Raw genomic sequence first — 24,119 nt, 5'->3', positions numbered from 1 at the left:
GATTCGGATTGCACAGCAATCCGCCTGCGCAGCGGCACGCGCTTACCAGCGCGTGCGCGCCCTGCAAGGGCAAAGCGCAGCAATAGCACGGCTATTGCGAGCATTTGCAACGACGCGATGAGCCCGCATGGCGCGGCAGGCACCGACCGATTTCAGTGATTCAGTGGACTACGACTTCGACAGCGCCTTGAGCGCCAGCTTGATGCCCTCGGACACCCCGGTGCCGGCCGGCACCTGCTTGATGGCCGTGGCGGCCTCCTTTTCCGAGTAGCCGAGGGCCAGCAGCGCGTTGAGCACGTCGACCGTGTTGTCGTGCGCGGCCGTGGCGCCCGGCGCATGGCCCAGCTCCGCACCCAGCTTGCCCTTGAGTTCCAGCAGCAGCCGCTCGGCCGTCTTCTTGCCGATGCCGGGGATGCGCGTGAGACGCCCCGCCTCCTGCAGCGTGATGGCCTGGGCCAGTTCGGACACCGACATGCCCGACAGCACCGCCAGCGCCATGCGCGCGCCGATGCCGGTGATCTTGATCAGCTCGCGGAAGGTATTGCGCTCGGCCGCGGTGCCGAAGCCGTAGAGCAGGTGCGCGTCCTCGCGCACGATCAGCTGCGTCAGCAGCGTGACCGGCTGGCCGGTCTGCGGCAGGTTGTAGAAGGTGCTCATCGGCACGTCGAGCTCGTAGCCGACGCCGTGGCAGTCCACCAGCAGGTGAGGGGGATTCTTCTCCAGCAGCGTGCCGGCGATACGTCCGATCATGTCTTGTGGTTCTCGAAGCCGGGCGCGGCCGGCGCGCCCGTGCGGGTCAGGGTGAAGGTGGCCGCCAGTGTAGCCCAGCGGCGGCGCGTGCCGGGTTGATGCGGGTGGGGCTAGCGCGCCATCGTGTCCACGGCCTGCCGGCCGAGCGCGGGATCGTCGGTGAAGAAGCCGTCGATGCCGGTGGCCAGGAAGGCCTGGACCTCGCTCACCATGCCGGCCGGATTGCGCGTTGCCGGGTCGCTGCCGGCGCGTAGCGGCGTGGGCAGGAAGCTGTTCTCGGGGCGGAAGGTGTAGGGGTGGACCAGCAGGCCGGCGGCATGCGCTTCTGCCACCAGGGCCGTGGGCGAGGCCAGCGCGCCGTGCGCATCGCGCGGCAGCACATTGTCCTTTTCGGGGCCGATGGCGTCGGCATAACCCGCCACCTCGCGCAGGCCCACGGGGGTCAGCATGGCCGCGAAGGTACGCGTGTCACCCTGCAGGCGCCAGTCAGCCGGGCGCCCGCGCGGCTTGCCGATCAGTTGCACCAGCTTCAGCTTGGGCAGGCCCTTGCCGAGCCGCTCGCGCATCGTGCGCAGGCTGCCCGGCTCGAACGACTGCACGAACACCGGCGCCTGGTGCGCGAAGGGGCTGGCCAGCAGCGCCTGGGCGAGCTTGTCCTCCAGCGGCAGGCCGATGCCGCGGAAATAGCTGGGATGCTTCAGTTCCGGGTAGACGCCGATCACGCGGCCGCTGCGCGAGGCGCGCGCGGCCAGCGCCAGGATCTCGTCGAAGGTGGGAATCTCGAAGCGGTCGTCATAGTGTGCATTGGCCGGGCGCAGCTGCGGAATGCGTTCCCGCGCGCGCAGCGTCTTGAGCTCGGCCAGCGTGAAGTCCTCGGTGAACCAACCGGTGCGCCGCTCGCCGTCGATCACCTTGATGCGCTTGCGCTCGGCGAACTGCGGCAGCGCCGAGACATTGGTGGTGGCCGTGATGTCGTTTTCGTGGCGCGCCACCAGCACGCCGTCGCGCGTTATCACCAGGTCGGGCTCGATCACGTCGGCCCCGTCCGCGATGGCCTGCTCGTAGGAGGCGAGCGTGTGTTCCGGGCGCAGCGCGCTGGCGCCGCGATGGCCGATCACCAGGGCCTTGGGGCGGGCAGGCGCGGGAGCCGGCGTGGCTGCCTGTTCGGTGGCGGGCGGCGCGGTGGTGCAGGCGGCAAGCAGCGCGGCCGTCAGGGCGGACATCACGGCGGACATCAGGCCGGTCGCCGTCAGTCTGGCGAAGCGTATCGTGTGCATGGGTCGTCCGGGAGCAGTGATCGGCCCCCGATTCTAAGGCAGGCCGGTGACATTCCTGGCTGCCTTGGAATCGGCGACCCCGCGGCAGGTCGCCGCGTGCCGCTAGCCGACCAGGCGGCCGCGGCGCACGCGCACGCCGCGGCGCGCAAGCTCGGGCGCCAGCGCGGAAAGCGTACCCAGCGTGTCGCCGCCGTTGGCGTGGCAGATGGCGACGCCGAGGGCGTCGGCGGCATCGCTGCCGGGCCGGCCGGGCAGGCCAAGCAGGCGTACCACCATCTCCTGCACCTGCTCCTTGTTGGCGCGGCCATAGCCGACCACCGCCACCTTGAGCTGCATCGGGGTGTACTCGAAGACCGGCAGGCCATAGCCCACCAGGCCGCAGATGGCCGCGCCGCGCGCCTGCCCCAGCAGCAGCGTGGACTGCGGGTTCACGTTGACGAAGACCTTTTCGATAGCCGCGCAGTCGGGCGCATAGGTGCGCGTGATCTCGCTGACGCCGTCGAACAGCGTCTTCAAGCGTTCGGGCAGGCTGCTGTTGCCGTCGCTCTTGATCGTGCCCGAGGCGATGTAGGAAAGCTTGTTGCCGTGCTTCTCCAGCACGCCGAAGCCGGTGGTGCGGAGGCCGGGATCGATGCCTAGGATGCGCATGGTCGGTGAGGAAAGGCGATGCGCTAGTGTAGCGCCTGGGGAGGGATGCGGGTTTGCCCGCGCAAAGCAAGGCGCCCGCACGGAGCGGGCGCCTTCGTCGCGAGCGGTGCCTGACTGTCCTCCCCGCCGGGGCAGGGAGGCGCGCAGTCAGTGCATCAGCGGGAACGCATCAGTGGCGGAAGTGGCGCGTGCCGGTCAGCACCATGGCGATGTTGCGCTCGTCGGCGGCGGCGATCACCTCGTCGTCGCGCATCGAGCCGCCCGGCTGGATCACGCAGGTCGCGCCGGCGTCGACCACCACGTCCAGGCCGTCGCGGAACGGGAAGAAGGCGTCGGATGCGACGGCCGAGCCGGCCAGCGCCAGGCCGGCGTTCTGCGCCTTGATGCTGGCGATGCGCGCCGAGTCCACGCGGCTCATCTGGCCCGCGCCCACGCCCAGCGTCATGCCGCCGCCGCAGAACACGATGGCGTTGGACTTGACGAACTTGGCCACGCGCCAGGCGAACATCAGGTCGTCCATTTCCTTGGGCGTCGGATGGCGCTTGGTCACCACGCGCAGCTCGGACGGCTGCACGTTCTTGGCGTCCGGGCCCTGCACCAGCAGGCCGCCGCCCACGCGCTTGAAGTCGAACTGGTTGACACCCTTGCCCAGCGGGATCTCGAGCAGGCGCACGTTCTGCTTGGCTTCGAACACCGCGCGCGCGCCGGCGGAGAACGACGGCGCGATCAGCACTTCGACGAACTGCTTGGCGACCGCCTGCGCGGCGGCTTCATCCAGCTCGACGTTGAAGGCGATGATGCCGCCGAAGGCCGAGGTGGAATCGGTCTTGAACGCCTTGCTGTAGGCTTCCAGCGCATCGGCGCCCACAGCAACGCCGCAGGGGTTGGCGTGCTTGATGATCACGCAGGCCGCGCCGGCAGCGGGGTTGAAGGACTTGACGCATTCCCATGCGGCGTCGGCGTCGGCGATGTTGTTATACGACAGCTCCTTGCCCTGCAGCTGCACGTAGTTGGCCAGCGCGCCGTCCACGGCCTTCAGGTCGCGGTAGAAGGCGGCCGACTGGTGCGGGTTCTCGCCGTAGCGCATTTCCTGCACCTTGTCGAAGGCCAGGTTCAGCGTCTGCGGGTACTGGCTGCGGCCCAGGTGCGACTTGTCCGGGCCCAGGCTGGTCAGGTAGTTGGTGATGGCGCCGTCGTATTGCGCGGTGTGCGCAAACACCTTGGTGGCCAGGCGGAAGTTGGTGTTGTAGCCCACGCTGTTGCCGTTGGCGCGCATCTCGGCCAGCACCGGCGCGTAGTCGGCCGGATCGACGATCACGGTGACGTCGCGATGATTCTTGGCGGCCGAGCGCAGCATGGTGGGGCCGCCGATGTCGATGTTCTCGATCGCGTCCGGCAGCGTGCAGTCATCCTTGGCCACGGTCTGCTGGAAGGGGTAGAGGTTCACCACCAGCAGGTCGATGGTCGGGATGCCGTGCTCGGCCAGCGCGGCCATGTGCTCGGGCAGGTCGCGGCGCGCGAGGATGCCGCCGTGCACCTTGGGGTGCAGCGTCTTGACGCGGCCGTCGAGCATTTCCGGGAAGCCGGTGTAGTCGGCCACCTCGGTCACGGGCAGGCCGCTGTCGGCCAGCAGCTTGGCGGTGCCGCCGGTGGAAAGCAGCGTGACGCCGAGTGCGTGCAGTTCGCGCGCGAAGTCGACGATGCCGGTCTTGTCGGAGACGGAGAGGAGTGCTTGCTTGATCATGGCTTGGGGGGAGACGTCAAAGTAAACCGTGCTGCTGCAGCTTCTTGCGCAGCGTGTTGCGATTGATGCCGAGGTAGGCGGCGGCCAGCGACTGGTTGCGTTCGGCGCGCGTCATCACCGCCTCGAGCAAGGGTCGTTCGACGGCCTCCAGCACCATGTTGTAGATATTCGACGGCTCTTCGCCGTCCAGGTCGTGGAAGTAGGCATTCAGGCTATCCCGGATGCATTGGTCGATCGCGTTGCGGCTCATGCGGCAAGCAACTCCCTGTTTTTGTTGTTGGCTTCGCTATCCTGCCCGTCCTGCGGCGCCTCGTCGACGTAGACCAGCCGGTCCGACAACTGCGCCTGCTCGTCGAAGAAGGCGTTGACCGCGGCCAGCTGGGCCGTGCTGCTGTCCAGCGTGTTCATGTGGTGGCGGAACAGGTTGGCCCCCTTCAGTCCGCGCGTGTACCAGGCGATGTGCTTGCGCGCCGTGCGCACGCCGGTGAACTCACCATAGAAGTCGTAGTGGTCCGCCAGGTGCTCGTTCATGATGGCGCGGATCTCGGCCACCTCGGGCGGCGGCAGCAGCTCGCCGGTGGCCAGGTAGTGCTCGATCTCGCGGAACAGCCAGGGCCGGCCCTGGGCCGCGCGGCCGATCATCAGCGCGTCCGCCCCGGTCGCGGCCAGCACCTGCCTGGCCTTCTGCGGCGTGGTGACGTCGCCGTTGGCGACGATCGGGATGCCGGCCTGGGCCTTGACCGCGGCGATGGTCTCGTACTCGGCCTCGCCGTGGTACAGGTCGGCGCGCGTGCGGCCGTGGATGGTCAGCATGCTGATGCCGGCGTCCTCGGCCAGGCGCGCCACGCGCAGCGCATTGCGGTTCTCGCGGTTCCAGCCGGTGCGGATCTTCAGCGTGACGGGCACGCGCGGGTCGACCTCGGCCACCGCGGCCACCACCGCCTCGACGATGCGCACCACCAGCGGCTCATTCTGCAGCAGCGCCGAACCGGCAGCCACGTTGCAGACCTTCTTGGCCGGGCAGCCCATATTGATATCGATGATCTGGGCGCCGCGCTCCACGTTGTAGCGCGCCGCCTCGGCCATCATGCCGGGCTCGGCGCCGGCGATCTGCACCGCGATCGGCTCGACCTCGCCGGCGTGGTTGGCGCGGCGCATGGTCTTCTCGCTCTTCCACAGCTGGGCGTTCGAGGCGACCATCTCGGAGACGGCATAGCCTGCGCCAAGCCGCTTGCACAACTGGCGGAAGGGCCGGTCCGTCACGCCGGCCATGGGCGCGACGAACAGATTGTTGCGAAGGCGATGCGGTCCGATCTGCACGATGGCGTTCGAGTTCGATAACGTTGGCTCTGGCAGCCGGGCCCGGCCCGGCTGCCTCCCCGACCGCGTCCGGTGGGCCGGACAGTCTGCCGGCCGCGCGGGAGCAGGAAGCGAAATGAAAAAGCATGCCCGGCCAAAACAGCGTTCGGCTGGAGGTCGGGGCATGGGTGAGGGCAGGATTTTACCGCCAAATGGAGGGGGGTGCCCAAGATTTGAGCAAATTATCGATCTTGCGCACCGACGGCAGGTGGGAAGGCGCCAGGAATGCAATATTCGCGTGCTGCCATGGTGAACCGTTGACGCCGCAAGCCCACAGCAGGGCGCCCCTGGGGCCGGCCATCCAGCCGATTGTCCAGCCCCAAGCAGCCCCAAGCACCCGCGCTCAGCGCCGCATGCCGTACATCATCTGGTGTGCGAGCGCGTGCTTGAGGGGAGGCAGGCAGGCCAGCGCGGCGAGCGAGGCGCCTCGCGCGTGCGCCGCGAGCGGCGAGGGCAGGGCGAACACGCGCGGCAGGAAGTCGGTCACGCCGATGGTGACGGCGCGGTCCAGCCGGTGCCGCTCGGCGAAGTCCTGCAGGTTCTGCGGCGTGCAGCCGGTACGCAACGCATCCGCCAGCACGAAGGCATCGCGCAAGCCGAGGTTCAGCCCTTGGCCCGCCACCGGATGTAGCGTCTGCGCCGCATTTCCGATCGCCACGGAGCGGCCGCGCACCGTGACCGGCGCGGCGTTCAGGCCCAGCGGGAAGGCATGGCGTTTGCCCACTGCCGTGAAGCGGCCCATGCGGGAGCCGAACATCGTGCCGAGTTCGGCCAGGAATTCGGCTTCGGGCAAGGCCAGGCGGCGCGCGGCCTGCTCGGGCGAGCAGCACCAGACCAGCGCATAGCCGGACGTACCATGGTCCTCATGTGGCAGCAGGGCGAGCGGCCCCTCGTCCGTGAAGCGCTCCCAGGCCCAGCCTGGCCGCGGCGCGCTGCAGCGGACATGGCCGATCACCGCGGTCTGCTGGTAGTCGCGATACAGCTTGCGTCGCGCGGGCGCGGGCGCTGCCGAGGCGTGCCGGTGGAACAGGCCGCCCTCGGCTTGCACGGCGACGCGGGCCCGGAACACGGCGGGCTGTCCATCGGGGCCGGTGCCGGCGAGCCGCACGCTGCCTTCGGCCGCATCGCTGTGGCCGTCGGCGGCTTCCTCGACCGCATCCACGCGGGTGTGGAAGGCGCGCGTCAGGCGCCCCGCGCCGGCCGTCTGCACGGCGTGCGCCAAGGCCCGCTCCAGCGCCTGGCAGAGGTCACCGTAGCGCACTACGTAGCCCAGCGCGGGCACGTTGTAGTCTTCGTGATGCAGCGTGACGTGGCCAAAGCGGCCGCGCTGCGACACGTGGATGTGTTCGATTGGGGTCAGTTGCGCAGGCCAGGCGCCCAGTTGTTCGAGCAGTTCGCGGCTGCCATGCGACAGCGCGAGCGCGCGCGGATCCTGCGCGGCGCGCGCCGGCGTGGCGGCGTCGATCAGCGTCACGCGCCAGTCGGTGGCGAGCAGCAGTTGGCAGGCGAGCGCCAGCCCGACGGGGCCGCCGCCGGCGATGGCGACGTCCGTGATAGCGTCCGCCGCCCCTGTCTCGGCTGCGCGCGCCGACTCAATGTTTGCCGGATGCGTCATGATCGGGCTGGCCGGCGTCGGGGCCGGCGGAATCTTCGGATGCATCGGATGCGGAGCCGCGCTTCCAGCAGATGGCATCGGAGCGCGCCTTGCCGGCCTGCGCGTCGCGCCGCGCGTTGTCGAGCTTCTGCTGGTCGAAGCCCGGCAGCGCCTGCAGCCGGGCCAGCAGGGACGCATAGTTGACGGCGCTGCCCGGCACCACGCAACCCTGGCCGCTTGCGGGCGCGCCGACCAGGATCAGCCAGAGCGTACCGCGCCACGGGGCGCGGTCAGAGACGCGCACCACGACGCGCTCCAGCATGTCCCAGGCCACTTCCTCGCGCTGGCCGTCGGGCCGGTGCACCACGGCGCGATCGTCGAAAAGATTGATCACGAAGGGCTGGTCCGGGACAGCCTTGGGGGTTGTGGCGGCCGGGCGGCCGCCGGAAAGCAGTTTGCGCAACCACGACATCATTACTGCCCGCCCTCGCGCATCAATGCCTCGATTTCGTCGGCCTTGACCGGCACGCCGCGCGTGATCAGCTCGCAGGCGTCATCGGTGACGATGGCATCGTCCTCGATGCGGATGCCGATATGCCAATAGCGCTCGGGCACGTCTTCGGCCGGGCGTACATAGATGCCCGGCTCCACCGTCAGCACCATGCCGGGCTGCAGCGGGCGCCAGGGGCGCTCGCTGCCGGCGGCTGCGGGACCCGGCACGCGGTACTCGCCCACGTCATGCACGTCCATGCCCAGCCAGTGACCCGTGCGGTGCATGTAGAAGCGGCGGTAGCTGCCGCTTGTCAGCACGTCGTCGAGCGTGCCTTCCTTGTTGCGGTCGAGCAGGCCGGTGTCGAGCATGCCCTGGGCCAGCACGCGCACGGCGGCGTCGTGCGGCACGTTGTATGGCACGCCGGGGCGCGTCTCGGCGATCGCGGCTTCCTGGGCGGCCAGCACCAGGTCGTACAGTTCGCGCTGCGCGGGGGAGAAGCGGCCCGAGACCGGGAAGGTCCGGGTGATGTCGGAAGCGTAGCCGTCGAGTTCGCAGCCGGCGTCGATCAGGCACAGGTCGCCGTCGTGCAGCTCGGCGGGGCCGGCGCGATAGTGCAGCACGCAGGCATTGGGGCCGGCGGCGACGATGGAGTTGTAGGCCACGCTCTGCGCGCCGTGGCGGCGGAACTCATAGAGCAGTTCCGCTTCCAGGTGGTACTCGCGCAGCCCGGCGCGGCAGGTGCGCATCGCGCGCACATGGGCCTGGGCCGAGATCTCGCCGGCGCGGCGCATCACGGCGAGCTCGCTCGCGTCCTTGAACAACCGCATCTCGTCGAGCACGTGATGCAGGTCGAGCACGGTGGCGGGCACGGCCACGCCCGCACGGGCCAGCGCGCGCACGGCATCGAGCCAGCGCCGCACCTGGCGGTCGATGCGCGAGGTGGCGGCCAGCGGATAGGCCAGCACGGCGCGGTCGGCCAGCAGCGACGGCAGCTTGGCATCGATGTCTTCGATGGAGTGCGCCTCGTCGAAGCCGAATGCGGCGCGCGCGCCTTCGGGGCCGTAGCGGAACCCGTCCCAGATCTCGCGTTCCTCATGCTTGGGCCGGCAGAAGAGGATGCTGCGGTCGGCGCCGGCATCAGGGCCGGCCACCAGCACGAGCACGGCTTCGGGCTCGGTGAAGCCGCTCAGGTAGTAGAAGTGGCTGTCGTGCCGGTAGGGGTAGTCGCTGTCGCGGTTGCGCATGGCTTCCGGCGCGGTGGGCAGGATCGCCACGCCGCCGCCGGCGGCGCGCAGTTGCTGCAGCACGCGCTCGCGGCGTGTGCGGCAGGCAGCGAGAAGGGCTGAATCGGGTGCGGACATGTGAGGGCCGGGCTGGTCAGGAGAATGGATTCAATTCTACCGCCGCTGCCGCGTTCCCTGCACCCTGGCGGCCCAGCGGGCCGCCAGGCTCGGCAGGCAGGCCGGGCTTCAGGCCCGTGCGGCGGGCCCCGCCGCGACCAGTTCGCGGTCGAGTTCGGCGAGCTGGGCGGGGGTGCCGATGTTCTCCCAGCGGCCGTCAAAGCGCTCGCCGCTGGCCGCGCCGGCAGCGATGGCGGTGCGGTAGAGGGGCGTCATAGGCACTTTGTCGCCGGGAACGATGTCCCGGAACCAGCGCGTGTCATAGAGGCCGATATTGCCGAAGGTGAGGCGCTCCGCGGCAGCTGCGCCGGCCGGCTTGTCCAGCCACAGGCGGCCCTGTGCGTCGAGCGCGAAGTCGCCGCCGGGGTGGAAGGGCGGATTGGGCACCATCACCAGGTGCATGCGCGGCGCGGCCGCGCCGGCCATGGCGCGCGCGCGCGGCAGCAGGCTGGCGTAGTCGAAGTCGCAGAAGATGTCGCCCGATACGGCAAGAAAGATGTCGCCTGTCTCGCCGTGCGCGGCCGGGTCCGTCAGCAGCGGCAGCGCCTGCGCGACGCCGCCTGCGGTTTCCAGCGCGGCAGGCTCGGGCGAGTAGGCCAGCCGCACGCCGAAGCTCGCGCCATCGCCGAGCTCGGCCTCGATGCGCGCGCCCAGCCAGGCATGGTTGATGACGATATCGCGCAGGCCGGCACGGGCCAGGGCCTCGATCTGCCAGACGATCAGCGGCTTGCCGCCCACCGGCAGCAGCGGCTTGGGGCAGGCATCGGTCAGGGGGCGCATGCGCTCGCCGCGTCCGGCGGCGAAGATCATCGCTTTCACAACAGTTTCTCCAGGGCGATCAGCACGGCCATGCCGCCGGCAATGGTCCAGCCGATGCTGCGCGTGAGCGCGGCGATCACGATGGCCGCCGCGCCGGCGACGAGGCGCGCGTTGCCGGGGCTCAGGTCGAGGTGGCCGTTCTGCATCAACAGGTCCGGCGCGATCAAGGCGGACAGCATCGCCGGCGGCACGAACTGCAGCGAGGTGCGGAACCAGGCGGGCAGCCGCACGCGGCCCTCGACGGCGATGAAGGACAGGCGGATCAGGAAGGTGGCGAGGCCGGCACCGACGAAGACGCCCAGCAGGGTCAGCTCGCTCATGCCGTGCTCCGCGCGGAGGGGCCGCTGTGGCCGTCCTGGCCGCTCCGGCCATCCTCGCCGCCCTGGCTGTCTTTGGCGGCCGTCTTGCCTGGCGCCTGCCCTGCGCTGGCACGTCCGCCGCGGTCCAGCAGCAGCATGCCGGCGGCGATGCCGCCGAGCGCCGCGGCCATCAGGCCGAGCTTGTGCGGCAGGCCGTGGCAGGCCACCGCCAGGGCGCTGGCGACCAGCGCCGCCGCCAGTTGGGCGCGGTGCTTGATCGCGGGCACGATGATGGCGATGAAGGTCAGCGGCAGGAAGAAGTCGAGCGGCCAGTCGCGCGGCACCTGGGCGCCGACCAGCACGCCAGCCAGCGTCGAGAGCTGCCAGCCCGCCCATAGGGCGAAGCCGGCGCCGAAAAAGTACCAGTGGCGGTAGGGGGCCGGGCCATGATCGGCGCTGCCGCCGGGCAGCCGGCGCGTCATCGCGGCGAAGGCCTCGTCCGTCAGCAGGTAGGCGAGCAGCGCCTTCCAGCTGCGCGGCAGCGGTGCCAGCGCGGGCGCCATGGTGGCGGAGTAGAGCGCGTGGCGCAGGTTGACCATGGCCACGGTCACCGCCATGATCAGCGCCGGGGTGCCGGCCGCCCACAGCTGGGTCAGGATCATCTGCGAGGCGCCGCCGAACACGATGGCGCTCATGGCGCAGGCCAACCAGGGCGGCATGCCGGCATTGACCGCCAGCACGCCGTAGATCAGGCCGAAGGGCGCCACCCCCAGCAGCATCGGGGCGAGGGCGCGCACGCCGGCCCACCACTCGTCGGAGCGGGTCGCCGCCGCTGTCGTCCCGGAGGCTACAGGCAGGTCCATCAGAAGGTGTAGCCGGGCGCGCGCTCGACGCCTTCGAGGGCGTCGAACAGGCCGACCAGCTTGCGCAGCTCGCTGTAGCGGCCGGCCACCTGGCGCGCGTATTTCAGCACCAGCGGCAGGTTGGCCAGATAGCCGTCCTTGCCGTCGCGGTGATAGAGACGGGCGAAGATGCCCAGCACCTTGAGGTGGCGCTGCAGCCCCATCCACTCGAAATCGCGGTAGAAATCGCCGAAATCGGCGGCCACCGGCAGTCCCGCGCGCCGCGCGCGTTCCCAGTAGCGGATCAGCCAGTCGAGCTGTTCCTCTTCTTCCCACTCGATATAGGCGTCGCGCCACAGCGACACGGCGTCGTAGGTGATGGGGCCGATCACGGCGTCCTGGAAGTCCAGGATGCCCGGATTGGCCTCGCCTTCGAGCACCATCAGGTTGCGCGAGTGATAGTCGCGGTGCACATAGACCTGCGGCTGGGCCAGGTTGTTGGCCAGCAGGGTGTCCATGACCTGGCGCAGGCCGGCCTGCTGGACCGTGCTCAGCGTCACCCCGAGGTGGCGGGCCACATACCACTCCGGGAACAGGTCGAGCTCGCGCTGCAGCAGCGTACGGTCGTAGGCCGGCAGCGCGCCGGCCTGCGTCGCGGCCTGGATGCGCACCAGCGCGGCCGCGGCGTCGCCGTAGAGCTGGCGCGCGTTGGCTGCGTCGAGGCGCGCCAGGTAGGTCTGGCTGCCCAGGTCGGTCAGCAGCAGGAAGCCCTTGCCGAGGTCCTGTTCCAGCACACGCGGCACGGTGACGCCGGCCGCGCCGAACAGTTCGGCCACGTGGATGAAGGGGCGGCAGTCCTCTTGCAAGGGTGGCGCATCCATCACGATCAGCGTCGGGTAGCCGGGGCGCGCGCTGCGGACGCGGAAATAGCGCCGGAAGCTGGCGTCGGCCGAGGCGGGGGTGCAGGAATCGGGGTCGATCGACCAGGCGGGCCCCAGTGAGGATACCCAGGTTTTGAGCGCGTCCAGGCGTGCGTCGAGGGGAAGTGCTGCCATGCCGGAAGTAGAGAATAGGATGCCCCGTATAATACCCGACCAGACCCGGGCGCCGGGCGCCCCAGGGAGCGGGCGCCCGGCGGTCCGACAGCCTGTTCCGGCGGGGCGCGGCGATTCGCGCGAGCCGCCCCGGCCCGACTGACTACCCGCTCGCATGACCGTTAAACCACGACCACCGAACAAGAAGTCAAACCAAGCGAAGTCGCGCGGGCCCGGCGGGCTCCCGGCCAGCGCGCTGCGGCCGCTCGTGCTGGCAATGGCCGGATGGTCCGCGGGCCTGCATGCGCAGGCCGTCGGCTCGGCCATTCCCGACCTGCCGGTCGCCGAGCCGGCCGCCGAGCAGGCGCCGCTGCCGCCACCGGTGGCGGGGGAGCTGGTGCCACGGCTGCCCGAACCCGAGACCGTCAAGAAAGAGCCGGACGCCCGGCCGCCGGTCTTCGTCTCCGGCGACCGGATGGACGGGTACAACGAGCGCGGCGTGGCGGTGCAGGGCAATGCCGAGCTGCGCAACGACGGCCAGGTGGTCAAGGGCGACCGGCTCACCTACGACCAGGACACCGACGAGGCCTTCGTGCAGGGCAATGCGCGCCTGTCGCAGGGCGGCACGCTGGCCGTGGGCCCGGAGGCGCGTATGCGCCTGGAGGCCAACGAAGGCTATATGCTGTCGCCGGACTATTATTTCCAGCAGACCGGCGGCACCGGCAAGGCCCAGCGCATCGACTTCCTCGACAAGAGCCACAGCACGATCCAGCGCACCAGCTACACGACCTGCTCGCCCGATAACGCGGACTGGTATTTCAGCGCGCGCAAGATCGATATCGACAATGATCGCGAGGTCGGTGTCGCTTATGGCGCGGTGATGCGCTTTTTCGACGTCCCCGTCTTCGCCACGCCGATGATGAGCTTTCCGCTCAACGCCGAGCGGCGCAGCGGGGTGCTGGCGCCCTTGTTCGGCTATGGGTCGAAATCCGGCCTCGACGTCACGGTCCCGTATTACTTCAATATCGCACCCAACCGCGACCTGACGCTGTTTCCGCGTGTCATGACCGGGCGCGGCTTCCAGCTTGGCGAGGACTTCCGCTACATAGGGGATGGGTATTCGGGCCGTATCCGCGGCGAGTTCCTGCCGGACGACCAGAAGACCAGGACCAACCGCTGGGCCTATTCGGTACAGCACAACCAGGTGCTGGCACCGGGGCTGGGCGCCTACGTCAATCTCAACAGGGTCTCGGACAATACCTATCCGAACGACCTGACGCGCAGCCTGGCGCAGGCCACCACCTTGCAGTACACGCAGGAAGGGGGCATTAACTACAACTGGAACGGCCTGAACGTGCTGGCGCGCGTGCAGCGCTTCCAGACGCTGGCGCCCAACCAGCCGGCATACAACCGCGAGCCGCAGCTCAACGTCAAGTATGCGCGCTATGACCTGGGCGGCTTCGACGTACAGGTGGAGACCGACTACTCGCGCTTCCGCGTCCCGCTGACGACCACCGGTTTCCAGCAGCCGCAGGGCGACCGCATGTTCATCCAGCCCTCGATCAGCTACCCGATCGTGCGGGCGGGTTGGTACGTCAAGCCCAAGCTCATCTTCAACGCCACCCAGTACCAGATGGAGGCGTCGTCGAACACGCCGGGCTTTTCGAACTCGCTGTCGCGCACGGTGCCCACCTTCAGCTTCGACTCGGGCATGACGTTCGAACGCGACGCGCCGACCATGAGCCGGCTGTTCGGCGTCAACTACGTCCAGACGCTGGAACCTCGGCTGTTCTATGTCTATACGCCGTTCCGCGACCAGAGCCAGTTCCCGCTGTTCGATACGGCTCAGTCGGACTTCGGCTACGGGCAGATCTTCACCGAGAACACGTTCACGGGCTACGACCGCATCGCCGACAACAACAAGCTGACCGTCGGCGTCACCACGCGGCTGATCGAGGCCGAGACCGGCATCGAGCGCTTCCGTGGCACGCTGGCCCAGCGCATCAATTTCACCGGCCAGCAGGTGCAGATCGCCGGCACCCCCGCGATCGACCCCAATAGTGGCCCTTCCGGCCTGATCGGCTCGGCCACGGTGCAGATGTTCCGTGGCTACTACGTGGATACCACGGTCCAGTACAATCCGGACACCGACCGCATCGACTACTCCAATGTCAGCTTCGCGTGGCGGCCCGAGTCGCGCAAGCTGCTCAATGTCGGCTACCGTTACCGCCGCGCGACCTCGGTGACCGACAATACCGCGCTGGACCAGTACGAGATGTCGGGCCAGTGGCCGCTGACGCGCCGCCTGTACGGCATCGGCCGCATTGCCTTCGACCTGAGCGCCGACCAGCTGGTCGACAGCCTGGTCGGCCTCGAGTACGCGGCCGACTGCTGGGTGGGGCGCTTCGTCTACCAGCGCTTCCGCAATACCACGAACGGCTACACCGGCCGCTTCTTCTTCCAGGTCGAACTGCGCGGATTGTCCAAGATCGGCTCCAATCCGCTGGACTTGCTGCGCCTGAACGTACCCGGCTACGAGCCCGTACCGGTCCAGGCCGTGCAGCCCTCCCAGCTCGATCACTATGAATGACGGACCATGATGAAACGTCGAGATTTCGCTGCTCTTTCTTCCCCGTTCCTGGCGCGCCGCGCGCTGGCCTGCCTGTTGCTGGCCGCCGTGGCGGCACCGGCGGGCGCTCAGCTGAAGGCGCCCGCACCCGGCCGAACCAGCGGGATCTTCCTGCCGCAGGCCGGCGGGAGCAGCGCCCCGGCGGCCCAGCCCACGCTGGGCGTGACCACGCCGGGCGCCAGCGCCAAGCGCTCGCAACTGGTCGATGAAGTGGTGGCCATCGTCAATAACAGCGTGATCACGCGGCGCGAGCTGCTCGATCGTGCCGACGAGATCGAGAACCAGCTGCGTGCGGCCAATCGCCCGATTCCGCCACGCGCCGACCTGCTTTCCGAAGTGCTGGAGCGGCTGGTGATCGAACGCGTGCAGACGCAGGCGGCACAGGAAGCGGGCATCCGCGTGACCGACCAGGAAGTGGACCGTGCCGTCGAATCGGTGGCGCAGCAGAACCGCATCAGCGCAAACGATCTGCGCGCCCAGGTGGAGCGCAGCGGCATGACCTGGAGCAAGTATCGCGAGGAACTGCGCAAGCAGGTGCAGGTGATCCGCTTGCGCGAGCGCGAGGTGGATTCGAAGGTCCAGGTCTACGACGGCGAGATCGACAACTACCTGGCCGCGCGCGGCCAGGGTGCCGCCAACGGCCCGACCGAATACAACGTGGCCCAGATCCTGGTGCGCGTGCCCGAGAACGCCAGCGAGTCGCAGAAGGCGGCGCTGCGCGCCAAGGCCGAGGGCCTGCTCAAGCAGGCGCAGGGGGGCGCTGACTTTGCCCAGCTGGCCCAGTCCAATTCCGACGGCCCCGAGGCCGCCAGCGGCGGCAACGTCGGCTTCCGCGAGATCGGGCGCCTGCCGGCGCTGTTCGCCAATGCGATCCTCGACCTGCCGGTGGGCAACGTGGCGCCGCAGGTGATCGAGAGCGCCAACGGATTCCACGTGCTGAAGCTCGTCGCCAAGCGCGCCGGTCCGGTCGCGGACCCGGCCGCGCCCCAGCACATCACCCAGACCCAGGTCCGGCACATCCTGGTCCGCACCGGACCGAACATGCCGGAAGCCGAGGCCAAGCGCCAGCTGACCACGCTGCGCGACCGCCTGACGCACGGCGGCGACTTTGCCGACGCCGCGCGCCGTTTCTCGCAGGACGGGTCGGCGCAGGCCGGCGGCGACCTCGGCTGGGTATCGCCGGGCGAACTGGTGCCGGAATTCGAGCAGGCCATGAACCGGCTGCGTCCGGGTGAGATCTCGGAGCCGATCGTCACGCAGTTCGGCGTGCACCTGATCCAGGTGCAGAACCGCCGCGAAACGGATGTCTCGCCCGAGAAGCAGCGCGACTTCGCCCGCGCCGAGATCCGCGAGCGCAAGCTGCGCGCCGCCTACGACGACTGGGTGCGCCAGCTGCGCCAGGCCGCCTACGTCGAGTACCGTCTGAACCGGGAGCGCTGAGCGGCCACCGGCCGCCTGCGCGCCGCCAGCGCACCTTTATCGCCATGTCAGAGCCTCTCGCCCTCGCTATCACCACCGGCGAACCCGCCGGCATCGGTCCCGATATCACCATCGGCGCCCTGCTGCACATCATCGGCAGCAACGGCGACATACGCTTCCACGTGCTGGGCGACGCGCGCATGATGGCCGCGCGCGCCGCGGCGCTGGGCGTCACCCATGCCTGGGACAGGCTGCAGGCCGAGGGCAAGGTGGTGACCGAGGACATGCCGCTGGCCGTGGCCTGCGATCCCGGCCGCCTCGATGCGCGCAACGGGCGCTATGTGCTGGCGCTGCTCGATGCGGCCATGGATGGCTGTGCCGGCGGCGCGGTGCCGCCGAAGTACGCCGGCATGGTCACCGCGCCGGTGCAGAAGAGCACCATCAACGATGCGGGCGTGCCCTTCACCGGCCACACCGAATATCTCGCCGAGCGCGCGGGTGTCGCGCGCGTGGTGATGATGCTGGCCGGCCCGCAGCCGGCGCACGGCAACGCCATGCTGCGGGTGGCGCTGGCCACCACCCACCTGCCGCTGCGCGAGGTGCCCGACGCGCTCGACGTGCCGATGCTGGTGGAGACGCTCGGCATCATCGACGCCGACCTGCGCCATCGCTTCGGCATCGCGCGGCCGCGCATCCTGGTGACGGGGCTCAATCCCCATGCCGGCGAAAGCGGCCACCTGGGCCGCGAAGAGATCGACATCATCATGCCTGCGCTGGAGCGGGCGGTCGATGCCGGCATCGACGCGCGCGGCCCCTATCCTGCCGACACGCTGTTCCAGCCGCGCCACCTGGGCGAGGCCGACTGCGTGCTGGCCATGTACCACGATCAGGGCCTGGCGCCGCTCAAGTACGGCACCTTCGGCCACGGCGTGAACATCACGCTGGGCCTGCCTTTCATCCGGACGTCGGTCGATCATGGCACCGCGCTCGACCTGGCCGGCAGCGGCCGCGCCGAGCACGGCAGCATGGTCGAGGCCATCCGCTGCGCCGCCGAGATGGCGGGCCATGCCAGCGGGCGGCATCGCCGCGCCGGAGCTTAACGAGATTCCATGCGTTCCAACGTGCACCAGGGCCATGTAGCCCGCAAGCGATTCGGCCAGAACTTCCTGGTCGACGACGGCATCATCCACGGCATCGTCAGTGCCATCGACCCCAAGCCCGACGATGTGCTGGTGGAGATCGGCCCGGGCCTTGGCGCCCTGACGCAGCCGCTGCTTGAGCGCCTGCCGCGCATGCAGGTGGTCGAGTTGGACCGCGACCTGGTGGAGCGGCTGCGCCGCCGCTATGGCGAGCGCCTGGTGATTCATGCCGGCGATGCGCTGGCATTCGATTTCGGCAGCCTCTACGAGGCTGGTCGGCCGCTGCGCATCGTCGGCAACCTGCCCTACAACATCTCGAGCCCGCTGCTGTTCCACCTGGCAGACTTCGCCGATCAGGTGCGCGACCAGCACTTCATGCTGCAGAAGGAAGTCGTGGAGCGCATGGTGGCGCAGCCGGGCAGCAAGGCCTTCGGCCGCTTGTCGATCATGCTGCAGGTGCGCTACTACATGGAGCACGTGCTCGACGTGCCGCCCTCGTCCTTCAATCCGCCGCCCAAGGTGGATTCGGCCGTGGTGCGGATGATTCCCTGGCCGCGCCAGGACGATGGCAGCCTGCGCTCGCCCTATCCCGCCTGCGACATCACGGTGCTGGGCGACGTGGTCACGGCCGCGTTCTCGCAGCGGCGCAAGGTCCTGCGCAACACGCTGTCGATGCTGCGCGACCAGGTCGACTTCGAGGGCATGGGCTTCGACCTCGGCCGGCGCGCCGAGGAGGTCCCGGTCGAGGAATACGTCGAACTGGCGCGGCGTATCAGCGCCGCCGGCTGAGCCAGCCGAATCGGCGCTGGCGCGAGACGGCCGCGCATCGGCTGTCCGCGCCGCGAGCCGTGCCGGTAGCGCCCGTCTCAGGCCCGCCGGTTGACCAGCACGATTCCGGCCAGCACCATCACGGCCGCCGCGGCGAAGCGCGGGCCGACCGAGTCGTGCATCAGCAGCACGCCGAAGGCCACGCCGAACAGCGGGGTCAGGAAGGAAAACACCGACAGGCGCGAGGCCAGGTAGCGACCGAGCAGCCAGAACCAGGTCAGGTAGCTGAGGAAGGCGATCAGCACCGACTGGTAGAACAGGCTGGCCAGCACCAGGCCGTCGACTCTCGCGGTGGCGGTCTGCCCGCTCGCCAGCGCCATCGCCAGCAACAGCACCGCCGACACCGCAAGCTGGTAGAGCAAGGTCTTGCTGGCCGGAGCGTTGGCCAGGCGCGAGGCGCGCACGACCACGGTGGTCGCCGCCCACAGCGCGCCGGCGAGGATGCCCAGCGCATCGCCCAGCAGCGCGCTGCCCTGGCCCTGTGCCGCCATGCCGTCGGCGAAGGCCAGCGCCATGCCGCCGAAGGCCAGCACCACGCCCAGCCATTGCCCGCGCCGCAGCTTTTCGCCGTCGACCGTCAGGTGCAGCCCCAACGCGGTGAAGATGGGCGCGGTATAGAGGAAGACCGCCATGCGCGATGCGGTGGTGTGGCCCAGGCCGACGAAGATGCAGTAGAACTCCGCTCCGAACAGCAGGCCGGCCGCCAGGCCGGCCGCGAGCGTGCCGTCACGGCGCCACAGCGGCGTGCCGCGCCACATGGCGAAGCCAAGCACCAGCAGCGCGGCCACGCTGGAACGCAGCCCGGCCTGCAGCACGGCGCCCATCATCGGCACCGTGGCCTTGATCACCACCTGCTGCAGACCCCACACGGCGCAAAGCGCCACCATGAGCCCGACGGCCATGCCGTCGAGCGGACGTCGCGACATGCCGGGCGCCGTCATGGCCACGCTCAGGGACGGCTGCTGTCGCGGGTGGAATGGCGCTCGATCAGTTCGATCTTGTAGCCGTCCGGGTCTTCCACGAAGGCGATCACCGTGGTGCCGCCCTTGACCGGGCCGGCCTCGCGCGTGACCCGGCCGCCGGCCGCGCGGATGCGCTCGCAGGCCGCGGCCGCGTTGTCGGTCTCCAGCGCGATATGGCCGTAGGCCGTACCCAGCTCGTACTTGTCGACGCCGTAGTTGTAGGTCAGCTCGATGACTGCGGTTTCGCTTTCGGGGCCGTAGCCGACGAAGGCCAGGCGGTACTTGTATTCGGGATTGTCGCTCTCGCGCAGCAGGGTCATGCCCAGCACGCGGGTGTAGAAGTCGATGGCGCGCTGCATGTCGCCGACACGCAGCATGGTGTGGAGGAGTCGCATGGGATAGGCCTTCTTCCGTGGTGACGGGAATGGAGGGAAAGGCGCTATTTTAGTCCGGTTGCGTCACGGGCGCAGGCGACGGCGCCGCGTCCGGGAATGGCCTGCGGGCCGGCCTCAGAACGTCGGCAGCAGTTCGGGCGGATGGGCGCGCAGCTGGGCGCGTGCGTCGCGGAACTCCGGGAAGATCGATTCCACGGTTTCCCAGAAGCGCGGTCCGTGGTTCATTTCCTTCAGGTGCGAGAGCTCGTGCGCGGCCACGTAATCGATCATCGACAGCGGGAAATGCAGCAGGCGCCAGTTCAGGCGGATCTTGCCGTCCGCGGTGCAGCTGCCCCAGCGCGTCGCGGCCGAAGTCAGCGCGAAGCCGCTATGGCGCACGCCGAGCTTGTCGGCGTAGTGGTCCAGCCGCTCGGCCAGCAGGCGGTGCGCCTGCTGCTGCATCCAGCCCTGCACGCGGCCCTTGATCTGCTGCTCGTCGGCATGCGTGGGCAGCGCCAGGTGCAGCATGGCGCGGTCGGCGTCAAACAGCAGCATGCCGGCAGGCGACTCGAGCTGCAAGGTGATGGAACGGCCGAGGAAGGGCAGGCTGGCGCCCTCGCGCCACTGCATGGTGGGCAGCACGCGGCGCGCTTCGCGGTGCTGCCACTCGCCCAGCTTGGTGAAGATCCAGCGCTGCTTCTCGAAGATGGCCGTCTCGATGTCGATCACCGTGACCCAGCGCGGTGCCGTGATGGACAGGCCGCGGTCGTCGACGGTGAAGCCGATGGTGCGCCGCGACGAACGCTTGAGCGTGTAGTGCAACTGCCGTTCGCCGACCTGCAGCGCGCGCGCATTGGGCTGGGGCAGCGGCCAAGGCCGCACGCTGGGCTCGGGCGCCGGCGGCTCCGCCGGCGGGCCCTCGGCCAGCGGCAGCTCGAGCTGGGTGCCCGGCGCCTCGGCCGCGAAGCGCAGCAGCTTCATGCAGGGGCTCCCTTGCGATAGCTGGCTGCGTCGATGCGGCGCATCTCACCCTCGATCCAGTTCTGCACGGTCTGGTTGACCTGGTCGGCGGTCTGGTTGGCGGTGGCGATGGCAGGCCCGATGGAGATGGTGATCGTGCCCGGATACTTGCGGAATGAGTTGCGCGGCCAGACGCGGCCCGAATTGACCGCCATCGGCAGCACCCAGGAGCCGGTCTCCACCGCGAGCCGGGCCCCGCCACTCTTGTAGCGCGGCTTTTCCAGGCCCGACGGCGTGCGCGTGCCCTCGGGGAACATGATGATCCAGGCGCCCTCGGACAGCCGCAGGCGGCCTTGTGCCACCGCCGAGGCGAAGGCGCGGGTGCCTTCCTTGCGGTCGATGTGGACCATCTTCAGCATGCCCAGTGCCCAGCCGAAGAAGGGCACCAGCAGCAGTTCGCGCTTGAAGACGAAGCACAGCGGCTTGGGCATGGTGGCCATGTAGGCCACCGTCTCCCAGGCCGACTGGTGCTTGGACAGCAGCACCACCGGTTTGTCGTTCATCGCTTCGAGGTGTTCCCAGCCTTCGAAGCGATAGCGGATGCCGCAGATCACCCGCGCGGCCCAGACAACGAGTCGTGGCCAGCCACGCACGAAGAGGAAGCGGCGCTCGGCGCTCATGAACGGGAAGACGAGGAAGCAGGCGCACGCGTAGGGCGGCGTCAGCACGAGCAGGTACAGCGCGAACAGCAGCGAGCGGATAAAGACCATGGGTTGTAGCGTGGGTTCAGGATGCGGCAGACGGTGCGGCGGCGCCGTTGATCAGCCAGCGTGAAAAGGCCTGCAGGTCGTCGTGGACACGGGTACCGTCGGGCAGCCCCCCCTTGTCGAGCGTGCCGCGGCCCTTGCCGGTCAGCACGAGGTGGGGGGTGCAGCCTGCCGCCACGCCGGCCTGCAGGTCGCGCAGGGAGTCGCCGACGACCGGCACGCCCTTGAGCTCGATGCCGAAGCGCGTGGAGATCTGCTCCAGCATGCCGGGGCGCGGCTTGCGGCAATCGCAGTCGTCGGCCGCCGTGTGAGGGCAGAAGAAGACCGCGTCGATGCGCCCGCCCATGCCCGCCAGCAGCTTGTGCATCTTCTCGTGCATGGCGTTGAGCGTGCTCATCTCGAACAGGCCGCGGCCGATGCCAGACTGGTTGCTGGCGACGATCACGCGATAGCCCGCCTGGTTCAGCGCGGCGATCGCCTCCAGGCTGCCCTCGATGGGGACCCACTCTTCGGGCGACTTGATGAACTGGTCGCTGTCGAGATTGATCACCCCGTCGCGGTCGAGGATGACGAATTTGGGCGGAATCTGCGGCATGGTCGGGGCGGCGTAGTCCGTTGGATGGGCGCGGCGTTCAGGCCGCCAGCTTGGAGATGTCGGCGACGCGGTTGGCCAGTGCGTGCAGCGAGGCCAGCAGCGCGAGCCGGTTGGTGCGCAGCGCGGCGTCCTCGGCCATCACCATCACCTCGTTGAAGAAGCGGTCGACCGCGTCGCGCAGCTGGGCCAGGTCGCGCAGGGCGGCGGTGAAGTCACCGCGCGCGAAGGCGGCCTCCACGCCCGGGCGGGCCTGTTCGATGGCGGCGTGCAGCGCGCCCTCGGCCTCCTCGCGGAACAGGTCGGTGCGCAGCGCCGGCACGGCCTCGGTATTCTTGCGCAGGATGTTGGTGATGCGCTTGTTGGCGGCGGCCAGCGCCTCGGCCTCGGGCAGCGCGGCGAAGGTGCGCACGGCCTCGACGCGGCCGAGCACGTCGTCCAGCGTGCGCGGGCGCAGGCTGACCACGGCTTCGACTTCGTTGGTGGTGTAGCCCTTTTCCTTCAGGTAGCCGCGCAGGCGGTCATAGAGGAAGTCGCTGATGGCCTCGTGCGCGGGCTTGACCGCGGGCACGCTGGCGAACGCCTGCTCGGTCAGCGCCAGCAGCGTGTCCAGCGGCAGCGCCAGCGGCTTCTCGATCAGCATGCGCAGGATGCCCAGCGCATGGCGGCGCAGCGCGAAGGGATCCTTCTCGCCGGTGGGCTGCAGGCCGATGCCCCAGATCCCGACCAGCGTCTCGAGCTTGTCGGCCAGCGCCACCGCGGTGCTGACCGCACCCTCGGGCAGCGCGTCGCCGGCGAAGCGCGGGCGGTAGTGCTCCGAGCAGGCCAGGGCCACGTCTTCGGCTTCGTCGTCGTGGCGCGCGTAGTAGGTGCCCATCGTGCCCTGCAGCTCGGGGAACTCGCCCACCATGTCGGTCAGCAGGTCGGCCTTGGCGAGCTCGGCGCCGCGCATGGCGGCAGCCTTGTCCACCGGCACGCCGGCGGCGGCGAGCGCGTCGGCGATGTGGCCGGCGATCTGCTGCAGGCGCTGCACGCGGTCGAGCTGGCTGCCGATCTTGTTGTGGTAGACCACATTGGCCAGCTGCGGCACGCGCGAGGCCAGGGTCTTCTTGCGGTCCTGGTCGAAGAAGAACTTGGCGTCGGCCAGGCGGGGGCGTACCACGCGCTCATTGCCGAGGATGATGGATTCCGGCGTCTCGGTGGCCAGGTTGGAGACGATCAGGAAGCGGTTGCGCAGATGGCCGTCGGCATCGGTCAGCGCGAAGTACTTCTGGTTGGTCTGCATGGTCAGGATCAGGCATTCCTGCGGCACTTCGAGGAAGGCCTCCTCGAAGTGGCAGGGGTAGACCACCGGCCATTCCACCAGCGAGTTCACCTCGTCGAGCAGGGCCTCCGGCATGATCACCTGGTCCGCGCCGGCCTGGGCCAGCAGTTCCTTGCGGATGCGCTCGCGGCGCGCGCTGTAGCCGGGCACCACGCGGCCGGCCGATTCCAGCAGCGCCGCATACTGCGTGGCGTGCGGGATCTCGATCACGCCCTGCGACAGGAAGCGGTGGCCCTGGGTCAGGTTGCTGGCCTGCAGGCCGAGCACCGATACCGGCACGATCTCGGCGCCGAACAGGGCGACCAGGCGGTGCGCGGGGCGCACGAAGTTCACGGTACTGCCGTCCGGGCGCTGGTAGCTCATCAACTTGGGGATGGGCAGCTTGCTCAGCGCCTCGTCCAGCGCGGCCTGCAGGCCCTCGGCCAGCGCCGCGCCGCGCGCGGTGTAGCGGTAGAAGAAGGCATCGGCCTTCCCGTCCGAGGTGCGCTCCAGCGTCTGCCAGTCGATGGCTTCCACGCCGGTGGACTTGGCCAGCGCGGCCAGCTTCTTGGCCAGCGGGGCGGTCGGCGCGCCATTGGCGTCGAGCGCCACCGACAGCGGCAGGACCTTCTCGCGCTGTTCACGATCGGGTGCGCAGCGGCGCACGCCCGAGACCAGGGCGGCCAGCCGGCGCGGCGTGGCGAAGGGCGTGACGGCGGCGCCGTCCTCGAGCAGTCCGCGCGCGCCCAGTCCGGCGAACAGGCCCTCGGCGAAGGCGTCGCCCAGGCGCGCCAGCGCCTTGGGCGGAAGCTCTTCGGTGAACAGTTCGATCAGCAGCGTGTCGGTCATGGGTTGCGACATGAATCGTTTCCAACAGGTTGTGGCGC

Annotated in this window: 23 protein-coding genes; 4 read left to right on the top strand and 19 right to left on the bottom strand. The window is 69.5% G+C overall.

The window, feature by feature from the left end:
- Positions 1-168: 168 nt before the first annotated feature.
- The 13 genes from ruvA to AC1Z3O_RS15485 form a co-directional block, all read right to left on the bottom strand.
- Positions 169-750, bottom strand: coding sequence for a Holliday junction branch migration protein RuvA (ruvA, locus tag AC1Z3O_RS15545; RefSeq protein ID WP_483516594.1), 582 nt, complete (start codon positions 748-750; stop codon positions 169-171).
- Between the two features lie 110 nt (positions 751-860).
- Positions 861-2,027, bottom strand: a complete 1,167-nt coding sequence (locus AC1Z3O_RS15540; protein ID WP_483516593.1) for a glycerophosphodiester phosphodiesterase — start codon at positions 2,025-2,027, stop codon at positions 861-863.
- Positions 2,028-2,129: 102 nt separating this feature from the next.
- Positions 2,130-2,675, bottom strand: coding sequence for a crossover junction endodeoxyribonuclease RuvC (ruvC, locus tag AC1Z3O_RS15535; protein WP_483516592.1), 546 nt, complete (start codon positions 2,673-2,675; stop codon positions 2,130-2,132).
- A gap of 169 nt (positions 2,676-2,844) precedes the next feature.
- A complete protein-coding gene (gene purH, locus AC1Z3O_RS15530) occupies positions 2,845-4,419 on the bottom strand; it encodes a bifunctional phosphoribosylaminoimidazolecarboxamide formyltransferase/IMP cyclohydrolase (RefSeq protein ID WP_483516591.1) in 1,575 nt (524 codons plus the stop codon).
- 16 nt (positions 4,420-4,435) lie between these two features.
- Positions 4,436-4,669: a Fis family transcriptional regulator gene (locus AC1Z3O_RS15525; RefSeq protein ID WP_483516590.1), complete on the bottom strand. Its 234-nt coding sequence runs from the start codon at positions 4,667-4,669 to the stop codon at positions 4,436-4,438.
- On the bottom strand, positions 4,666-5,739 hold the full coding sequence (dusB, locus tag AC1Z3O_RS15520) for a tRNA dihydrouridine synthase DusB (RefSeq protein ID WP_483516589.1): 1,074 nt from the start codon (positions 5,737-5,739) through the stop codon (positions 4,666-4,668). Before dusB ends, AC1Z3O_RS15525 begins: the two co-directional genes overlap by 4 nt.
- Before the next feature lie 382 nt (positions 5,740-6,121).
- Positions 6,122-7,393 carry a UbiH/UbiF/VisC/COQ6 family ubiquinone biosynthesis hydroxylase gene (locus AC1Z3O_RS15515; protein ID WP_483516588.1) on the bottom strand — a complete coding sequence of 424 codons (1,272 nt, stop codon included), beginning with the start codon at positions 7,391-7,393 and terminating at the stop codon, positions 6,122-6,124.
- Positions 7,371-7,847 carry a hypothetical protein gene (locus tag AC1Z3O_RS15510; protein ID WP_483516587.1) on the bottom strand — a complete coding sequence of 159 codons (477 nt, stop codon included), beginning with the start codon at positions 7,845-7,847 and terminating at the stop codon, positions 7,371-7,373. Before AC1Z3O_RS15510 ends, AC1Z3O_RS15515 begins: the two co-directional genes overlap by 23 nt.
- Positions 7,847-9,226 (bottom strand): aminopeptidase P N-terminal domain-containing protein, encoded by a 1,380-nt coding sequence (locus AC1Z3O_RS15505; protein ID WP_483516586.1) that lies wholly within the window; start codon positions 9,224-9,226, stop codon positions 7,847-7,849. The genes AC1Z3O_RS15510 and AC1Z3O_RS15505 overlap by 1 nt, the downstream gene beginning before the upstream one ends.
- 108 nt (positions 9,227-9,334) lie before the next feature.
- Positions 9,335-10,084, bottom strand: a complete 750-nt coding sequence (gene murU, locus AC1Z3O_RS15500) for an N-acetylmuramate alpha-1-phosphate uridylyltransferase MurU (protein ID WP_483516585.1) — start codon at positions 10,082-10,084, stop codon at positions 9,335-9,337.
- The gene (locus tag AC1Z3O_RS15495) at positions 10,081-10,404 is read right to left on the bottom strand and encodes an AzlD domain-containing protein (protein ID WP_483516584.1); all 324 of its coding nucleotides are present in this window, start codon (positions 10,402-10,404) and stop codon (positions 10,081-10,083) included. The genes murU and AC1Z3O_RS15495 overlap by 4 nt, the downstream gene beginning before the upstream one ends.
- Positions 10,401-11,246: an AzlC family ABC transporter permease gene (locus AC1Z3O_RS15490; protein ID WP_483516583.1), complete on the bottom strand. Its 846-nt coding sequence runs from the start codon at positions 11,244-11,246 to the stop codon at positions 10,401-10,403. The genes AC1Z3O_RS15495 and AC1Z3O_RS15490 overlap by 4 nt, the downstream gene beginning before the upstream one ends.
- On the bottom strand, positions 11,246-12,280 hold the full coding sequence (locus tag AC1Z3O_RS15485) for an aminoglycoside phosphotransferase family protein (RefSeq protein ID WP_483516582.1): 1,035 nt from the start codon (positions 12,278-12,280) through the stop codon (positions 11,246-11,248). Before AC1Z3O_RS15485 ends, AC1Z3O_RS15490 begins: the two co-directional genes overlap by 1 nt.
- 154 nt (positions 12,281-12,434) lie before the next feature.
- Between AC1Z3O_RS15485 and AC1Z3O_RS15480 the strand changes: the two genes are divergently transcribed.
- The 4 genes from AC1Z3O_RS15480 to rsmA are packed head-to-tail and all read left to right on the top strand — an operon-like array spanning position 12,435 to position 18,235.
- Positions 12,435-14,849 carry an LPS-assembly protein LptD gene (locus AC1Z3O_RS15480; protein WP_483516581.1) on the top strand — a complete coding sequence of 805 codons (2,415 nt, stop codon included), beginning with the start codon at positions 12,435-12,437 and terminating at the stop codon, positions 14,847-14,849.
- A 9-nt stretch (positions 14,850-14,858) separates the two neighbouring features.
- Positions 14,859-16,328 carry a peptidylprolyl isomerase gene (locus tag AC1Z3O_RS15475; RefSeq protein ID WP_483517621.1) on the top strand — a complete coding sequence of 490 codons (1,470 nt, stop codon included), beginning with the start codon at positions 14,859-14,861 and terminating at the stop codon, positions 16,326-16,328.
- Between the two features lie 44 nt (positions 16,329-16,372).
- Positions 16,373-17,407, top strand: a complete 1,035-nt coding sequence (gene pdxA, locus AC1Z3O_RS15470; protein ID WP_483516580.1) for a 4-hydroxythreonine-4-phosphate dehydrogenase PdxA — start codon at positions 16,373-16,375, stop codon at positions 17,405-17,407.
- Between the two features lie 9 nt (positions 17,408-17,416).
- The gene (gene rsmA / locus AC1Z3O_RS15465) at positions 17,417-18,235 is read left to right on the top strand and encodes a 16S rRNA (adenine(1518)-N(6)/adenine(1519)-N(6))-dimethyltransferase RsmA (RefSeq protein WP_483516579.1); all 819 of its coding nucleotides are present in this window, start codon (positions 17,417-17,419) and stop codon (positions 18,233-18,235) included.
- Positions 18,236-18,312: 77 nt separating this feature from the next.
- Here rsmA and AC1Z3O_RS15460 read toward each other — a convergent pair whose 3' ends face one another.
- The 6 genes from AC1Z3O_RS15460 to glyS form a co-directional block, all read right to left on the bottom strand.
- On the bottom strand, positions 18,313-19,215 hold the full coding sequence (locus tag AC1Z3O_RS15460) for a DMT family transporter (protein WP_483516578.1): 903 nt from the start codon (positions 19,213-19,215) through the stop codon (positions 18,313-18,315).
- 8 nt (positions 19,216-19,223) lie between these two features.
- Complete coding sequence (gene gloA / locus AC1Z3O_RS15455) at positions 19,224-19,631, bottom strand: lactoylglutathione lyase (RefSeq protein WP_483516577.1); 408 nt, start codon at positions 19,629-19,631, stop codon at positions 19,224-19,226.
- 114 nt (positions 19,632-19,745) lie between these two features.
- Complete coding sequence (locus AC1Z3O_RS15450) at positions 19,746-20,591, bottom strand: M48 family metallopeptidase (protein ID WP_483516576.1); 846 nt, start codon at positions 20,589-20,591, stop codon at positions 19,746-19,748.
- Complete coding sequence (locus AC1Z3O_RS15445; protein ID WP_483516575.1) at positions 20,588-21,340, bottom strand: lysophospholipid acyltransferase family protein; 753 nt, start codon at positions 21,338-21,340, stop codon at positions 20,588-20,590. Before AC1Z3O_RS15445 ends, AC1Z3O_RS15450 begins: the two co-directional genes overlap by 4 nt.
- Positions 21,341-21,356: 16 nt before the next feature.
- The gene (gene gmhB, locus AC1Z3O_RS15440; protein ID WP_483516574.1) at positions 21,357-21,932 is read right to left on the bottom strand and encodes a D-glycero-beta-D-manno-heptose 1,7-bisphosphate 7-phosphatase; all 576 of its coding nucleotides are present in this window, start codon (positions 21,930-21,932) and stop codon (positions 21,357-21,359) included.
- Positions 21,933-21,969: 37 nt separating this feature from the next.
- Positions 21,970-24,093: a glycine--tRNA ligase subunit beta gene (gene glyS, locus AC1Z3O_RS15435; RefSeq protein ID WP_483516573.1), complete on the bottom strand. Its 2,124-nt coding sequence runs from the start codon at positions 24,091-24,093 to the stop codon at positions 21,970-21,972.
- Positions 24,094-24,119: the final 26 nt, after the last annotated feature.

Source organism: Cupriavidus sp. 09_S30 (assembly GCF_056930435.1).
Note: the sequence above shows the minus strand (reverse complement) of the source record. Positions and strands in the feature narration are given on the sequence as shown.

Excerpts from the sequence above, each read along its gene's own strand:
- pdxA (WP_483516580.1), top strand. The coding sequence starts at position 16,373 with ATGTCAGAGCCTCTCGCCCTCGCTATCACCACCGGCGAACCCGCCGGC.
- rsmA (WP_483516579.1), top strand. The coding sequence starts at position 17,417 with ATGCGTTCCAACGTGCACCAGGGCCATGTAGCCCGCAAGCGATTCGGC.
- AC1Z3O_RS15540 (WP_483516593.1), bottom strand. The coding sequence starts at position 2,027 with ATGCACACGATACGCTTCGCCAGACTGACGGCGACCGGCCTGATGTCC.
- AC1Z3O_RS15475 (WP_483517621.1), top strand. The coding sequence starts at position 14,859 with ATGAAACGTCGAGATTTCGCTGCTCTTTCTTCCCCGTTCCTGGCGCGC.
- AC1Z3O_RS15515 (WP_483516588.1), bottom strand. The coding sequence starts at position 7,393 with ATGACGCATCCGGCAAACATTGAGTCGGCGCGCGCAGCCGAGACAGGG.
- AC1Z3O_RS15450 (WP_483516576.1), bottom strand. The coding sequence starts at position 20,591 with ATGAAGCTGCTGCGCTTCGCGGCCGAGGCGCCGGGCACCCAGCTCGAG.
- AC1Z3O_RS15460 (WP_483516578.1), bottom strand. The coding sequence starts at position 19,215 with ATGACGGCGCCCGGCATGTCGCGACGTCCGCTCGACGGCATGGCCGTC.
- AC1Z3O_RS15505 (WP_483516586.1), bottom strand. The coding sequence starts at position 9,226 with ATGTCCGCACCCGATTCAGCCCTTCTCGCTGCCTGCCGCACACGCCGC.
- AC1Z3O_RS15510 (WP_483516587.1), bottom strand. The coding sequence starts at position 7,847 with ATGATGTCGTGGTTGCGCAAACTGCTTTCCGGCGGCCGCCCGGCCGCC.
- ruvC (WP_483516592.1), bottom strand. The coding sequence starts at position 2,675 with ATGCGCATCCTAGGCATCGATCCCGGCCTCCGCACCACCGGCTTCGGC.
- AC1Z3O_RS15525 (WP_483516590.1), bottom strand. The coding sequence starts at position 4,669 with ATGAGCCGCAACGCGATCGACCAATGCATCCGGGATAGCCTGAATGCC.
- gmhB (WP_483516574.1), bottom strand. The coding sequence starts at position 21,932 with ATGCCGCAGATTCCGCCCAAATTCGTCATCCTCGACCGCGACGGGGTG.
- AC1Z3O_RS15445 (WP_483516575.1), bottom strand. The coding sequence starts at position 21,340 with ATGGTCTTTATCCGCTCGCTGCTGTTCGCGCTGTACCTGCTCGTGCTG.
- AC1Z3O_RS15485 (WP_483516582.1), bottom strand. The coding sequence starts at position 12,280 with ATGGCAGCACTTCCCCTCGACGCACGCCTGGACGCGCTCAAAACCTGG.
- AC1Z3O_RS15495 (WP_483516584.1), bottom strand. The coding sequence starts at position 10,404 with ATGAGCGAGCTGACCCTGCTGGGCGTCTTCGTCGGTGCCGGCCTCGCC.
- purH (WP_483516591.1), bottom strand. The coding sequence starts at position 4,419 with ATGATCAAGCAAGCACTCCTCTCCGTCTCCGACAAGACCGGCATCGTC.
- ruvA (WP_483516594.1), bottom strand. The coding sequence starts at position 750 with ATGATCGGACGTATCGCCGGCACGCTGCTGGAGAAGAATCCCCCTCAC.
- glyS (WP_483516573.1), bottom strand. The coding sequence starts at position 24,093 with ATGTCGCAACCCATGACCGACACGCTGCTGATCGAACTGTTCACCGAA.
- AC1Z3O_RS15490 (WP_483516583.1), bottom strand. The coding sequence starts at position 11,246 with ATGGACCTGCCTGTAGCCTCCGGGACGACAGCGGCGGCGACCCGCTCC.
- gloA (WP_483516577.1), bottom strand. The coding sequence starts at position 19,631 with ATGCGACTCCTCCACACCATGCTGCGTGTCGGCGACATGCAGCGCGCC.
- AC1Z3O_RS15480 (WP_483516581.1), top strand. The coding sequence starts at position 12,435 with ATGACCGTTAAACCACGACCACCGAACAAGAAGTCAAACCAAGCGAAG.